Source organism: Rhodococcus sp. AH-ZY2, from assembly GCF_030916465.1.
GTDB classification, from domain to species: Bacteria; Actinomycetota; Actinomycetes; order Mycobacteriales; family Mycobacteriaceae; genus Rhodococcus; species Rhodococcus ruber.
The window spans coordinates 1,351,987-1,366,133 of the sequence record NZ_CP126458.1; the positions used below are offsets into that span (position 1 = coordinate 1,351,987).

The 14,147-nt window shown below is 72.2% G+C and carries 11 protein-coding genes and 1 riboswitch; of the genes, 2 read left to right on the top strand and 9 right to left on the bottom strand.

Annotated features, from left to right (window positions below; genetic code table 11):
- Positions 1–37: 37 nt before the first annotated feature.
- The 3 genes from malQ to QNA09_RS07295 are packed head-to-tail and all read right to left on the bottom strand — an operon-like array spanning position 38 to position 4,641.
- The gene (gene malQ / locus QNA09_RS07285) at positions 38–2,164 is read right to left on the bottom strand and encodes a 4-alpha-glucanotransferase (RefSeq protein ID WP_119699622.1); all 2,127 of its coding nucleotides are present in this window, start codon (positions 2,162–2,164) and stop codon (positions 38–40) included.
- A gap of 48 nt (positions 2,165–2,212) precedes the next feature.
- On the bottom strand, positions 2,213–2,878 hold the full coding sequence (locus tag QNA09_RS07290) for a response regulator transcription factor (protein WP_010595801.1): 666 nt from the start codon (positions 2,876–2,878) through the stop codon (positions 2,213–2,215).
- Positions 2,875–4,641: a sensor histidine kinase gene (locus QNA09_RS07295; RefSeq protein WP_228287166.1), complete on the bottom strand. Its 1,767-nt coding sequence runs from the start codon at positions 4,639–4,641 to the stop codon at positions 2,875–2,877. The genes QNA09_RS07290 and QNA09_RS07295 overlap by 4 nt, the downstream gene beginning before the upstream one ends.
- Positions 4,642–4,788: 147 nt before the next feature.
- On the opposite strand from QNA09_RS07295, the gene QNA09_RS07300 reads away from it, so the two are divergent.
- Positions 4,789–6,453 carry a protein kinase gene (locus QNA09_RS07300; protein WP_010595803.1) on the top strand — a complete coding sequence of 555 codons (1,665 nt, stop codon included), beginning with the start codon at positions 4,789–4,791 and terminating at the stop codon, positions 6,451–6,453.
- 52 nt (positions 6,454–6,505) lie between these two features.
- On the opposite strand, the gene QNA09_RS07305 is transcribed toward QNA09_RS07300, so the two are convergent.
- On the bottom strand, positions 6,506–7,888 hold the full coding sequence (locus QNA09_RS07305; RefSeq protein WP_119699623.1) for a hypothetical protein: 1,383 nt from the start codon (positions 7,886–7,888) through the stop codon (positions 6,506–6,508).
- Positions 7,889–8,039: 151 nt separating this feature from the next.
- The gene (locus tag QNA09_RS07310) at positions 8,040–9,035 is read right to left on the bottom strand and encodes an alpha/beta hydrolase (RefSeq protein WP_010595805.1); all 996 of its coding nucleotides are present in this window, start codon (positions 9,033–9,035) and stop codon (positions 8,040–8,042) included.
- A gap of 290 nt (positions 9,036–9,325) precedes the next feature.
- Here QNA09_RS07310 and QNA09_RS07315 point away from each other — a divergent pair, with 290 nt between their 5' ends.
- Entirely contained in the window at positions 9,326–10,699 is a 1,374-nt protein-coding gene (locus QNA09_RS07315) for a wax ester/triacylglycerol synthase family O-acyltransferase (RefSeq protein WP_017680394.1), read from the top strand.
- A gap of 6 nt (positions 10,700–10,705) precedes the next feature.
- Here the strand turns inward: QNA09_RS07315 and QNA09_RS07320 are convergent, their stop codons facing one another.
- The 4 genes from QNA09_RS07320 to QNA09_RS07335 form a co-directional block, all read right to left on the bottom strand.
- Positions 10,706–11,494 carry an ABC transporter ATP-binding protein gene (locus tag QNA09_RS07320; protein WP_010595807.1) on the bottom strand — a complete coding sequence of 263 codons (789 nt, stop codon included), beginning with the start codon at positions 11,492–11,494 and terminating at the stop codon, positions 10,706–10,708.
- Entirely contained in the window at positions 11,491–12,285 is a 795-nt protein-coding gene (locus QNA09_RS07325; protein ID WP_026137675.1) for an ABC transporter permease, read from the bottom strand. The genes QNA09_RS07320 and QNA09_RS07325 overlap by 4 nt, the downstream gene beginning before the upstream one ends.
- A complete protein-coding gene (locus QNA09_RS07330) occupies positions 12,266–13,294 on the bottom strand; it encodes an ABC transporter substrate-binding protein (RefSeq protein WP_308072378.1) in 1,029 nt (342 codons plus the stop codon). Before QNA09_RS07330 ends, QNA09_RS07325 begins: the two co-directional genes overlap by 20 nt.
- Positions 13,291–14,010: a TenA family protein gene (locus tag QNA09_RS07335; RefSeq protein WP_017680393.1), complete on the bottom strand. Its 720-nt coding sequence runs from the start codon at positions 14,008–14,010 to the stop codon at positions 13,291–13,293. The genes QNA09_RS07330 and QNA09_RS07335 overlap by 4 nt, the downstream gene beginning before the upstream one ends.
- Positions 14,003–14,101: riboswitch (TPP riboswitch) on the bottom strand. (Overlaps the previous gene by 8 nt.)
- Between the last annotated feature and the right edge of the window lie 46 nt (positions 14,102–14,147).

Below are 14,147 nucleotides of genomic sequence, written 5' to 3' on the forward strand. Positions count from 1 at the left end.
GCCGGCTGCCGGATCCCCGGCAGCCGGCCCGAGGCGTTCAGGCCTTGTCGGCGGACGACTCGGGGGCCGCCGCGGCGAGCAGGGCCGCGAACCGCGCGTTGCCGGGCAGGTCCTCGAGCAGCACGGTCCGGCCGTTCTCGTCGGCCAGCGGGATCCGCCAGTTGGGGTACTCGTCGGACGTGCCCGGCTGATTCTGGCTGCGTCGCTCCCCGACGGCGTCGGCCAGCGACACCCCGATCAGCGCCGACGGGCTCGCGGCGACGAACCGGTGCAGCGCCTCGACGATGCGCTGCTCGTCGGCGTCCGCGTCGAGCAGTCCGCGCTCCCGCAGCGCCGCCAGCACGGCGTCGCGTTCGGCGGCCGCGTCGGCGGCCTCGGTCTCCAGGTCCCGCTCCAGCAGGCCCAGTTCGGAACGCAGCGTGATGTGTTCTCCGGCAAGGAAACCCGCCGTCGGCGGCAGGTCGTGCGTGGTGACCGACGTCAGGCACAGCCTGCGGTAGCTCTCCGGGGGCCGCGGATCGTCGCCGTCCCGCTCGAACCACAGGATCGACGTCCCGGCGATGCCGCGGCGCGACAGGTACTCCTGCACCCAGCCCTCGAACACGCCGAGGTCCTCGCCGATCAGCACGGCGCCCGCCCGGTGCGCCTCGAGCGCCAGGATCCCGATGAAGGCGTCGTGGTCGTACTTGACGTACGTGCCCTGATCGGGCGTGCAGCCCTCGGGAATCCACCAGGTACGGAACAGGCCCAGGATGTGGTCCACGCGCAGGCCCCCGGCGTGGCGCAGCGCGGTGCGCACCACGTCGCGGTACGGTCGGTAGCCGAGCTCGGCGAGCCGGACCGGATGCCAGGGCGGCTGGGTCCAGTCCTGACCCTGCCGGTTGAAGTCGTCCGGCGGCGCCCCGACGGTCATGTCGCGGATGAGCGCGTCGCCGAGTGTCCAGGCATCCGCGCCGTCGGGCCGGACACCCACCGCCAGGTCGTGCACGATCCCGATGTCCATGCCGGCCGCGCGCGCTGTGGCCTGTGCCTCGGCGAGCTGCTCGTCGCACAGCCACTGCAGCCAGCAGTGGAACTCGATGCGCTCGGCCAGCTTGGTCCGCTGGCGCGTGACGTACGGCTCGTCCGGGGTCGCCGCCAGGGTCTGCCAGCGAGTGCTGCGCTCACCGAACTTCTCGCCGAGGGCGCACCACAACGCGAAGTCGGTCAGCGCGTCGCCACCCGCGGCGCGGAACGCATCGAACTGCGCCTGCCGTGCCGGGCTGCGCGGCACCCGGAACACGTGCCCGAGCACCTCCAGCTTGGCCCGGTACGCGGTGTCGCGGTCGATGCGCTTGTCCTTGCGGTTCGACTTGGCGAACTTCCCGGTGTACGCCTCGAGCGTCTTGCGGTGCTTGCGCGGCAGGAACGCCGCCTCCCGGATGTTCTCCACGCGCAGGTAGATCGGGTGCACGAACCGCCGTGAACTCGGCAGGTACGGCGACGGCTCGAGCGGCGGCTCCGGCTCGCCCGCGTGGACGGGATTGACGAGCACGAAGTCACCCCCGTGCACGGAGGCGGTGATCGCCGCCAGGTCCGCGAGGTCCGCGAAGTCGCCGACGCCCCACGACCGCGTCGACCGCACCGAGTACAACTGCGTGGCCAGGCCGCGGCGACGTCGCTCGAGGAGCCGGTCGGCGGTGGCGAGGCGGGCGGGCGTCACCACCAGGGTGGCCTCGGCCTCGGTGTCGTTGCTGCGGGCGTGCAGGGTGTGCCACCCGAGCGGCAGATCCGGCACGGCGAACGTCGCGCGGCCGACGAGCCGGCCGTCGACCTCCCGGGGATCGACCCACACGTCCCGCTGCGCGACGTCGACGACGTCGCCGTCCTCGGTGCGCACCTGCACCCGCACGGGATCACCGTGGGCCACGTGCACGGGGAAGGTGTGCTCCTCGCCCTGCACGACGACCAGCGCGGGCGGCAGCATCCGCCGCCACGGCTGATTCGGCACATCCGCGAGGGCGGCGTCGATCTCCGCCTCGGTGCCGGCGGGCACCCCCAGGGAGGCCAGGACCCGGCGCAGCGTGTCGTCGCTCGCGTAGTGGTCCTGCTGATCCCACCCCACGTACGTGGTGGCGATCCCGAATCGTTCGGCCAGTTCACGCAGCTTCACCGTCGATGTCACGACACCCGATCATGCCAGGTCGCGGACGGGTCGGCAGACCTGGCGAGATCAGCTGCGGACCGTGGGGCCGAGGTAGCCGAGCACCGCCCGGACACGGTGGTGGTCGTCGGGCTCGGGTGGCAGACCGAGCTTGTCGAAGACGGCACGCACGAGCACGTCCACGGAGCGTTCCCCGAGGGCCAGGGCGGCTCCGATCATCCGGTTCGAACAGCCTTCGACCACGAGGGTGAGGACCTCCCGCTCCCGGGGGGACAGCTCGTCGAGGGCCCCCCGGTCGCGGTGCGGCCGGGAGATCAACCGGCCGGCCACGTCGGGATCGAGTGCCGTTCCGCCCGCCGCGACGCGGTGCAGCGACCCGAGGAACCCGTCGATGTCGGAGAGGCGGTCCTTGAGCAGATATCCCAGGCCGGCGGTCCCGCCGGCGAAGACGTTCATGACGTTCTCGGTTTCGACGTACTGGGACAGCAGCAGCACGGCGGTGCCCGGGAAGCACCGGCGAACGGTGAGGGCGGCGTCGATGCCCTCGGTGGTGTGGGTGGGCGGCATCCGGATGTCGACCACGGCCAGGTCCGGATGGTGCTCTTCCACCAGGTGCAGCAGACCCTGCCCGTCCGCGGCCTGGCCGACCACCTCGATTCCCTCGTCGCGCAGCAGGCCGGCGATGCCCTCGCGGAGCACCGCGGAGTCGTCGGCGAGCACCACCCGCAGGTTCATGACGGCTCCCCGGATGTCCCGGCGGTGAGGGGAAGCGACAGCGTCAGGGTCGTCCCGCCCCCCGGGGGACTGTGCACCCCGAGCACCCCACCGAGGGCCGCGGCGCGGTCGCTCAGTCCGCTCAAACCGCCGCCGGCAGTCAGCGTCGCACCGCCGCACCCGTCGTCGGTGACGACCATCCGCAGCATCCCGCCGTCCCGGCGGAGGTCGATCTCGATGTGCGTGGCGCCGGAGTGCTTGGTGGCATTGGCGACCGCCTCGGCGGCGATGAAGTAGGCGGCGAGTTCGATCGACGCGGGAGCTCGCCCGGTCAGGGTGTCGACGATCTCCACCGGCAGCGGAGCACGCTCGGCCAGAGCGGTCAGCGCGGCGGCGAGACCGTGTTCCTGCAGCACCGGCGGATAGACGCCCCGGGCCAGTTCCCGCAGCTCCACCAGCGCCGAGTCCAGTTCGGCCGTGCCCTCGGTGAGCAACTCCTGCTTGCGCTCCGGCTGGGACGTCCGCTGCGCGCGCCGCAACAGGATCGTCGCAGCGACCAGGCGTTGCTGCGCACCGTCGTGCAGGTTGCGTTCGAGTCGCCGCCGCTGCGCGTCCCCGGCGGCGACGATCCGCTCCCGGGACCGGCGGACCTCGGCGAGCTGAGCCTGCAACTCGAACTGGAGCCGCTGGTTGTCCAGCGCGAGGGTCGCCGCGCTGCGCACCGCCGCGAGCAGTTGCGGCTGATGCCGCAGCGACCGGTCGTACACGAGCGCCCCGACCGGGACGCCGTCGCGTTCCAGGACGGTCGCCGCACGGGGGTCGCCGCCGCCGGGCAGGCGCTGCGGGTCCCCGTGCGCGTCGAGGTAGCTGTTCGACCGCGGCGACCACGACCACAGGACCAGACCGGGGTCGCGCAGCGCCTTGCGCAGCGCGTGGACGAACTCCTCCCCGAGCGGGGCCGCACCGACCTCGACCATCACGTCGCTGACCGCCCCGCGGGCCACCCGGTAACGCCACAACCCCACCAGCACCGCGATCGGAAACAGCGCGGTCGCCAGGTAGCCCACGTAGGCCGTCCACACGTTCCCCACGCCGGACGAGCGCGCCGTGACCAGCCCGGTGCCGATGACCGTGGCGAACCCCAGGATCCCCGCGATCCACAGGGGTGCGAACGCGGCCCGATAGGCCGGAGAGCCCGACCGCCACCGGGCCAGCAGCACGCCGATCACGACCACACTGATGCCGATGGCCACCGCTCCGAACACGAGCTGCAGCGCCGCGAAGATCGTCGGATCGTCCCGGACCAGCAGGAGGTTGGGTGCGGTGAAGCGGTCGGTGCCGATCATCACGGAGGGGTTGTAGAACATCAGGTCGAGCAGCACCGAGGCCAGGAAGTACACGTAGCAGCCACCCACGAACCACCGTTCCCACCTGCGGGTCAGTCGTCCCGTCGGAAAGCCGAGCAGTACGTGGATCAACACCGGCAGGTACATCACCGTCAGCGCTGCCCCGACGGTGAAGACCACCGGGTTGCGGGCCGCGGCGCCCCCCTTCACCAGCCACAACAATCCGGCCAGCACCATCAGCCGTCCCGTGTTGTCGTCCGGCCGGCTCTGCCACGCGACGACGCCCGCCGCGACGAAGGCGACGCCCACCGCGAGAAACGCGATCAGCTCCGCCGGTCCCGCGGGCGGACCGCCCGGCCAATCGACCGACACCACCGCCACCCCGACAACCAGCAGGGTGGTCACGGCGACGACCGCCGGCAATGTTCGACGACTCACGACGAGGCCTCCGATCCTCGCTCTCAGCATCCCGCTTCGGGTCCCGGCCGACCACCGTGCTGGCACTGTTCGAACATCTGGGATTCGGCCTCGGTTCCGCCGACGATCCCCGAGGGGTTGAATAGAGGAGACGGGCCGCTTCGGGAGGTGGTGGCGGTGAACGGGAACGGGGCTCCCGGGCCGGGTTCGGTGTTTGCCGGATACACCATCGAACGGCTGCTCGGCGCGGGCGGCATGGGGTCGATCTACCTCGCGCAGCACCCGCACCTGCCACGCAAGGTAGCCCTCAAACTGCTCCACCCGGTCCTGACCGCCGACGACAGCGTCAGGGCCCGCTTCGAACTCGAGGCCGACCACGCCGCGCGGCTCGAACACGCCAACATCGTCCAGGTCTACGACCGCGGCTGCGAGGACGGCCGGCTCTGGATCGCGATGCAGTACGTCCCCGGCACCACCGCCGCCGCGTTGCTCCGGCACGGCCCCGTCCCACCCGAGCGGGCAGTGCACATCGTCTGCGAGATCGGCAAGGCCCTGGACTATGCGCACCAGGCCGGGGTGCTGCACCGCGACGTGAAACCGACGAACATCCTGCTCGCCGAGCCCGCCGGTCCGGGCGAGCCCGAACGGGTGCTGCTCACCGACTTCGGCATCGCCAAGGCCCTCGACGAGGCGAGTGGGCTCACCCGCACGGGGACGTTCGTCGGCAGTCTGCAGAACGCCGCACCCGAGCAGTTCGACACCACCGTCGCGCTCGACCACCGCACCGACATCTACTCGCTCGGCTGCACCCTCTACCACCTGCTCACCGGCCGGCCCCCGTATTCCGGTGACACCCTGCCCAAGCTGTGGCACGGGCACGTCCGCAGCCCGATACCCCGGCCGAGCGAGGCCCGGCCCGACCTGCCGACCGCGTTCGACTCCGTCGTCGCGCGCGCGCTCGCGAAGGACCGCAACGACCGCTACGGCACCTGCCGGGAACTCACCGCCGCCGCCCGCGATGCCCTCGCCACCGAGGCCACGGCCACCGTCCCCACCCCGGTTCCCGGTGCGGCGGGCGACGACACGCTGGCCCGCACGGTGGCGGTGGACGCCGCGGCACCGACCCAGGTGGCCGCGACGCGGCGCGCCGCACGGCGCGGCGACAGTGCGGCACCCCTGCGGGTGGTGCTCGCCGACGACTCCGTACTCCTGCGCGAGGGCATCTCCCGGCTGCTGTGCGACGAGGGGATCGACGTCGTCGGCGAGGCCGGTGACGCCGCCACCCTGCTCGCTCTCGTCGCCGACGAACGTCCCGACGTCGCCGTCGTCGACATCCGGATGCCCCCGACCCACACCACCGAGGGCATCGGTGCCGCCGCGACCATCCGAGCCGACCACCCCGACACCGCGGTGGTGCTGCTGTCGCAGTACGTGGAAACCGACCACGTCATGAACCTGCTCGCCGACGGGGCCGCCGGCTTGGGCTACCTGCTCAAGGATCGGGTCTCCGACATCGACGAGTTCGTCGACACCCTGCACCGGGTCGCCGGGGGCGGTTCGGCCATCGACCCCAGCGTGGTGAGCCGGCTGGTGGCCCGCCCGCACCGCGACAGCCGTCCCATCGACACGCTGTCCACCCGCGAACGCGAGGTCCTCGCGCTCATGGCCGAGGGCCGCTCGAACCGGGCGATCGGGGCGGCCCTGTTCCTCGGGGAACGCACCGTCGAGGCGCACGTCCGGGCGATCTTCCTCAAGCTGGGTCTGCACCCCGAACCCGAGGACCACCGGCGCGTCCTCGCCGTGCTGAAGCACCTCGAGGCGACCACGCCCTGAGCCGTCCCGGGCACGGCCCGACCCTCGGAAACGGAAGGCCGGCGTGAGGTGCTCAGTCGGAAAGTTCGTCGAACAGGGTCGGCTCGTCCGGATTCTCGAACAGCTCGATCTGCTCGGGCGGGGACGACCGGCGCCGGCGCCGGCGTTTCCCGGTGGTGCCGGCCGGGGGCACGAGCAGCCGCATCGCCGCCGTGAGCGACCGGCAGGTCGATTCCCACTCCTGCGCCTTCGCCTCGGCCCGTGCGGTACCGGCGCCGTCCCCGGCCGCGGCGCGTCCCATCGCCTCGGCCTGCCAGCACACCTGCGCGTCCACGCTCATCCGCAGGAAGCGCAGCAGCTGGTCCGGTTCGTCGTCGGCCATGCGGGCCACCGTGCGGGGCTCGACCGCCACCTGTCCGTCGAGATGGAAGTCGCGCAGTGCCAGCAGCGTCAACGGAAGATCCGCCTCGGACTCCGCCGTCCACGGCGGCAGCTCGTCCGCGGGCGGCGGCACACCGTCGTGGTCGATCTCGTGCAGCAGCTCGCCGCCGAGACGGGTGCCGAACCCCTCGTCCAGTCCCTCGAGGAACTGCGCGACCAGGTCGAGCGTGACCAGCAGGTGGGCCGGCACGAACGGCGACGCGGGCAGGTGTGCCGCCACCGCCACCCGGTCCTCGACCAGCACGAACTTCAGGTGCGGCCACCGCCGATTGAGGTCCGCGACGACCTCGGCGGCGCGGGTACGTCCGGTGATCTGGTGGACGATCGGGGCGAACACGTCGACGGTGCGCTCGTGCGGTCCGACACCGACGAACACGACCATCCCCGCGACCCGCAACGCCAGGTCGCCGTCCTCGTCCCACAGCGGGACGTCGCCGATCCGCTCGCGCAGTGTCGACTCGATCAGCTCGCGTACGTGCTCCTCGCCCGCCGTCTGGACGGCGAGGGGGAGCGCAGCCTGCGGCGGGATCTCCTCGGCCGGCGGGGGTAGCTCGAAGTCGGCCCGGCCGGTGCCGAACGTGTCGGTGCGCAGGAACAGCGGATGCGGCACCCCCCACACCCGCCGCAGCGCCGTCACCGCGACGGCCGCGAGCTGGTCCGCCCACGCCGCGGGCCGGTCCATCCAGTAGGCGGGCGACCCGCCGTCCTCCGGGTCGTCGGGTCCCCGGGACGGTGCGCGCCAGCCGAGCTCGGCGAGCAACGCCTCGTCGCCCGGGCCGAGACGACGATCGGGGTCGAGGTGGGCATTGGACGGCACCTCGCACCGAACCTGGCCCTCACCCCACGCGTAGAACTGCACGCACGGTCCGGCCGGGCCGGTGTCCTCCTCGACGAGTGGCTCGAGGACCAGCCCGTCGCCGTCGCTCATCGCCGCCACGTGGTCGGCGAGACGTGCCCGGAACTCGTTCCAGGACCGGTCGACGTCGCGGTCGAATCGGCTCTCGGTGTCGGTCACGATCCACCCCCTTTTCCGCTGTCGCGGGACCGTGTGACGACACTAGCCGGGGGGACCGACAGTCGCCGGGCGGGCAGCATCACTCGGTGGCGGGCCCGGAACATCCGGCCGCCCGGGTCGCCGTCGGCGCAGGCTGCGGGCAGCCGACCCGTCAGCGCAGGCTGCGGACGAACACCCCGATCGACGCGACGGCCCGTCCCGCCTCGGGCACGATGCCCGCCGCGGCCTGGAACACGTGCACCTGCCGCTCCCACACCTGCAGTTCGCAGTGCACACCCGCGCCCGCGAGACGCGCGGCCATCAGCTCGGCGTCGACGTACGTCATCTCCTCCGAACCGGTCTGGATGAGGGTGGGCGGCATGGCGGTCAGGTCGGCGTCGACCGGGGACACCGCGCGCGGACCAGGCCCGCCGGCGGCGGCGTCGATGCGGGCGATCACGTCGGCCAGGGCCGGAACGGCGCGGCGCGGGAACAGGGCGCACCGATACGAATTGGGATGCGCGAGCTTGCCGCGGGTGTCGAGGTCGGTCAGCGGCGAGAGCGCCACGTTGCCGGCCGGACGGCCGAGGCCCAGCCGCAGCGCCTCGAGCGTGACCTGGAAGGTGAGGAATCCACCCGCCGAGTCGCCGGCCACCACGATCCGCTCGGCCGGGTAGCCGTGCGCGATCAGCCACCGCAGCCCCTCGATGCCGTCCTCGACCGCGCTCTCGATCGGGTGCCCCGGCAGCATGCGGTAGGCGACGCTGAGCACGGGGGCCCCGGCTGCCGACGAGATGCGGGAGACCATCTGCCGGTGGGTGGTCAGCCCGCACACCAGGAACGCCCCGCCGTGCAGGTACAGGATCGCGGTGGAGCCGTCGGCGCCCGGCGCGGCGAGGAACTCGGCGCGGCAGGACGGCAGCCGCACCGCATGCCGGTGCGTGCCGGGGACCGGCTTGAGGGGAAACGCGAGGCGGTCCACCACACCGGTCGGCCAGGGCAGGTGCGGGGCGCGTGCCCACGCGTCGATGACCGGCTTGACGGTGCTGCGCACCGAGAAGGTCAGCGCCTGGGACGGAATGCTCACCCCGGCGATCTCACGTCGCAGCACCGGCCGCGGTACGGGCGGATACGACAACGACGGATGGTTCGACGCGGTGCTCGTCACCGGAACCTCCTCGTCCTCGTCCGCTCGGGCGGAGCTGCGCTCGTCGGCTCCGGCTTGTCCTCCGCGGCCCGTCCGCCGTGGCTTTCGCAACGTTCGTCCGGGTCGGTTGATCGACAGTACGACGACGATCCGCCGGGGCGAAGCACCGTGACTCGATGGAGACCGGGCATCGTGATTTCCGCAGGTCGCGGGCCCTTCTGTTATCTATTCGGTACGGCATGCGCGGGACCGACGTACGATCCATCCCAGCGTGCGACGGCGGACGAAAGGGGGCAGTCCCCGTGGGGTACATGCCGGTGACGGACTCGATGTTCCTGCTCGCCGAGTCGCGGGAGCGCCCGATGCACTTCGGTTCGCTGGAACTGTTCACCCCGCCGCCCGACGCCGGCCCGGGGTACGTCACCGACCTCTACAACCGGCTCGTCGCCGACGCGCACGTCGACGAGCTGTTCCGCAAGCGACCGGCCGATCCGGTGTCGAGCCTCGGCTACACCTGGTGGACCGTCGACGACGAGATCGACCTCGAGTACCACGTCCGGCACTCGGCGCTGCCGGCACCGGGCCGGATCCGCGAGCTGTTCACCCTCGTCTCCCGCCTGCACAGCGGGCTGCTCGACCGGCACCGGCCCCTGTGGGAGGCGTACCTGATCGAAGGACTCGCCGACGGCCGGTTCGCCGTCTACACGAAGATGCACCACGCGCTGCTCGACGGGGTCTCGGGGCTGCGGCTGTTGCGGCGCACCTACACCACCGACCCGAGCGCGCGCGACTTCCCGGCGCCGTGGCACCTGCCGCCCCGCCCCCGATCCGGGAACGGATCCGGGACGCACGCGCGGACGTCGACCGTCGGTACGGTGCGCTCCGTGGCCGGCGACGTGCTCGGCGCGGCGCCCGTGGCGCTGCGGATCGCGCGGACCGTGCTCGGCGGCCGCCGCGTCGCACTGCCGTACGAGGCCCCGCGATCGATGTTCAACGTCCCGATCGACGGGACGCGGCGCTTCGCGGCGCAGTCCTGGAGCCGCGCACGCATCACACGGGTGCGGTGCGCGGCCGGCGTGTCGAGCAACGACGTCGTCGTCGCGATGTGCGCCGGCGCCATCCGCGCCTATCTCCTCGAGCGGCAGGCGCTGCCGGAGACCCCGTTGATCGCGATGGTCCCGGTGTCGCTGCGCGCGAAGGACACCCCCGAGTCGGACTCGGGTGGCAACAGCGTCGGGGTCACGCTGTGCAACCTCGGCACCCATCTCGAGGATCCGCTCACCCGGCTGTCGACGGTCAGCGATTCGATGGCGGAGGGCAAGACCCTGTTCGGCGGGATGACGCCGCTGCAGGCGACGGTGTGGTCGGCGCTCAACATCGCCGGACTCGCGCTGGCGCCGATCTCGGGCGCGGTCGCCCTGGCGCCGCCGCCGTTCAACCTCATCATCTCCAACGTGCCGGGACCGCGGGAACCGGTGTACCGGGGTGGATCCCGGCTCGACGGCATCTATCCCGTGTCGGTCGTGCTCAGCGGTCAGGCGCTCAACATCACGCTGACCAACACCGCGGACACCGTCGACTTCGGCGTGGTCGGGTGCCGCCGCACCGTCCCCGCACTGCAGCGACTGCTGGGACATCTCGAGGACGCCCTCACGGAACTCGAACTCGCACTAGATATTTCGTGAGCGGTGTCAGTCCCGCAGCGACGAGCTGCGCGGGTCCTGGGGTGTCGAACCCCGCGCGCCCGTGCTGTGTAGGACGTCGACGAGTTCGCCTTCGAGCGCCACGAACTCCGGAGACGTCAGCGCGTCCAGGCCCCGGGGGCGCGGCAGCGGCACCGACACCTCGTGGCACACCCGCGCCGGGCGGGGCGTGAGCACCAGCACCCGATCCGACAGCAGCAGCGCCTCCCGCACGTCGTGGGTGATCATCAGCACCGTCCAGCGGTCGCGCTGCCACACCTGCTGCAGCCACAACTGCATCTCGGTGCGGGTCAGCGAATCCAGGGCGCCGAACGGTTCGTCCAGCAGCAGCACGTCGCGGCCCTGCAGGACGGTCCGCGCGAGTGCCGCACGCTGCCGCATCCCACCCGAGAGCTGCCGCGGCGCGGCCTCCTCGAACCCGGCGAGACCGAAGGCGGGGAACAACTTTCGTGCCCGGTCCCGCGCCTCACCGCGGGGCGTGCCCTGGACCTCGAGGCCGAGCGCGCAGTTGTCGAGCACGCTGCGCCACGGGAACAGCAGATCCTTCTGCGGCATCAGCGCGGCGCGTCCCGGTGCGGCCGGCCGACCGGCGACCGTGACGGCGCCGGTGTCGGGCACGTCGAGGCCGGCGACCAGCCCGAACAGGGTGGACTTGCCGCAGCCGCTCGGGCCGATGAGCGAGACGAACTCGCCGTCGGCCACCGCGAACTCGGCGCCGTCGAGGACGGTGCGCCCATCGAACGCCTTGTGCACGCCGGTGACGGCGACGGCGTTCACCGCAGGCTCCTCGTCGCCAGCGCCCACGGGGCCACCACCCGCTCGGCGGCATAGGTGAGCAGGTACAACGCGAGGGAGAGCACCGCGGTGACGAGCACCGCCGCGAGTACCAGATCGGTCCGGAACGAGTTCTTCTGGGTGCTCATGTAGATCCCGAGTCCCGACGTGGCGCCGACGTACTCGGCGAAGACCGCGCCGACCACGGCGTAGGTGACCCCGATGCGCAGCGCCGTGAAGAATCGGGGCAGCGCCGACGGGAGCCGCACGTACCGGAACTCCTGCCGACGCGAGGCGCCCATGCTGCGCAGCAGCGCCCCCGCCTCCCGGTCCGCGGCCGCGAAGCCCTCGATCAGGCCGATCGCCATGGGGAAGAACGTGGCGAGCGCGATCACCAGGATCTTCGGCAGCAGCCCGAATCCGAACCAGATGATCATCAGTGGCGCGATCGCGATGATCGGCAGGGTCTGCGACACCACGAACAGCGGCACCAGGGCCCGGCGCAGCCACGGCGAGAAGTCCACGACGATCGCCAGCGCCCAGGCGACCGCCAGGGACACCGCGAAGCCGACGAGCGTGACCTGCAGCGTCGACCAGGCGTGACCGGCGATGTCGGTGCGGTGCGCCCACCCCTGCTCGAGGACCCGGGCGGGGGAGGGCAGCACCTGCGGGCGGATGCCGCTGACCGCCACGTACAGCTGCCAGCCGAGGGCCAGCGCGGCGACGGTCAGCGCGGCCGGGGCCACGCGCCGCGCCCAGGAATTGCGGGTGGGGTCAGGGGGTGAGGTAGTCATCGGTGAAGTGGGTCGACCAGTCCGGCTCGGTGGTCAACGGTGCGCCGTCGGGACCGGAGAGCAGGCCCTTCTCGAACAGGAACCGGGAGTACCCGGTCCATCGCTCGAGGGTGAGGGTGCCGACGCGGCCGTTCTCGTCGCGCAGGTAGTCGGTCGACAGCATCCGCTGGCTCTCGTAGACGAGGTCCTCGTCGGAGAAGGCCCCCGGGTTCGCCTCGATCAGCGCGCGAGCGCCGCGGTCGGGGTCCTGCGCGGCGATCTCGTAGCCCCGCTGGACGGCCTGCACGAAGGCCCGGGCCTGGTCCGGGTGTTCGGCCAGCCAGTCCTCGTTGCCGTCGACCACGATCGCGTAGGCGTCGGGGAACCCGTAGTCGGTGTAGCGGAAGTAGCGCATCGGCAGCCCGCGGTGCTCGGCCTCGATGCCCTCCCATGCCAGGTAGGAGACGGTGAAGTCGGCGGTGCCGGAGTACACGGCCTCGTACGCGGAGGTGCCGAGGGTGACCGAGGTGAAGTCGCCGCGCCCGCCGTCGTTGCGGATCACCTGGGCGAGCGTCTCCTCGTCGCCCGGGTCGCCGAAGCCCGCATAGGTGCGGGAGTCGAGGTCCGCGGGCCGGGTCAGGTCGGCGCGGTCCGCCTTGACGGCGATGCCGGTCGCCCAGTGCTGCAGCGGCGCGAGCACCGAGACGGTGCGCGAGCCGGCCGCCCGGGAGAACGTCGCCTGCGCCTGCGTGGAGATGCCGAACTCGGCGTTGCCGGCGTCGACGAGGGTGTCCGGGGTGGTGTTGTTGTAGGGCAGGAACTCGACGTCGAGACCGGCGTCGGCGAACAGGCCCTCCTGCTGGGCGACGTACAGGCCGGTGTGGTTGGTGTTCGGCGTCCAGTCCAGGGCGAATCGGATGGTGTCGCCGGACTCGTCGCCGTTCCCGGCGCAGGACGCGGTGAGCAGCAGCGCGGCGGTGACGGCGGCCAGGACGGTGAACCGGCGGCGCAGCCGGGGGAGCGTGGTCATGAGGCCGGCCACTCCTGGGTGTTGAGCGCGGTGTCCCAGAACAGCAGCTCGTAGCGGGTGGCGATGGTGAACGCCTCGGCCATGGCGTCGCGCTCGGCGTCGGTGGCGGCTGCCGCCGCGGCGTCGACGAGGTCACGGGCGCCGGCGACCGCGGCATGGAACTCGGGCGCGTCGTAGGTGGTGACCCACTGGGCGTAGGGGTGGGCGGGATCCGCGGCGAGCACGTCGGCGGCGCGGACGGCGAGGTCGCGGCCGACCTCGGCGTAGATCCAGAAACAGGGGAGTACCGCGGCGGCGCCCACCGGATACGGGTCGGTGGCGACGGTGGCGGTGAGATAGGAGACGTAGCCGAGGCAAGCGGGCGAGTGCGCGGGGGTGTCCTCGGCGGGCGGCAGGACGCCACCGGTCAGCAGACCCCGGTGCAGGGCGGATTCCTCGGTGGCGGCCGTGGCCGCGCTGTTCGCCCAGAACGCGGCGGTGCCCGGGTCCGGGGCCTTCGCCGCGAGCAGGGCGAGTGCCTTGGCGTACCCGGCGAGGTACAGGGCGTCCTGCTCGATGTAGAAGCGGAACGCGTCGAGCGGCAGCGTCCCGTCGCCGAGGCGGCGCAGGAACTCGAGGTCGTCGATGGCCTCGCGCAGGACCTTGGTCCGGTCCCACAGCAGATCGGTGAAGCGGTCGGTCCCTGCCGGGACCGACGCGCGGGCAGGCATGGTCATGCCAGGACATCCCTTCGTCAGCATTACCTGATCAGGTTCGACGGGTGTGATCTCAGCCCCGCGCATGTGCGGAGCACCCCGTGTCTACGGAGCCGACGATAGCACTCGGCGCAGACCGCCTCCGCCGCCCGGGCCAC

What these genes read in the sequence shown, in the direction of transcription:
- QNA09_RS07290 (WP_010595801.1), bottom strand. Translation starts at nt 2,878, where the DNA reads ATGAACCTGCGGGTGGTGCTCGCCGACGACTCCGCGGTGCTCCGCGAG.
- QNA09_RS07315 (WP_017680394.1), top strand. Translation starts at nt 9,326, where the DNA reads ATGCCGGTGACGGACTCGATGTTCCTGCTCGCCGAGTCGCGGGAGCGC.
- QNA09_RS07325 (WP_026137675.1), bottom strand. Translation starts at nt 12,285, where the DNA reads ATGACTACCTCACCCCCTGACCCCACCCGCAATTCCTGGGCGCGGCGC.
- QNA09_RS07330 (WP_308072378.1), bottom strand. Translation starts at nt 13,294, where the DNA reads ATGACCACGCTCCCCCGGCTGCGCCGCCGGTTCACCGTCCTGGCCGCC.
- QNA09_RS07335 (WP_017680393.1), bottom strand. Translation starts at nt 14,010, where the DNA reads ATGACCATGCCTGCCCGCGCGTCGGTCCCGGCAGGGACCGACCGCTTC.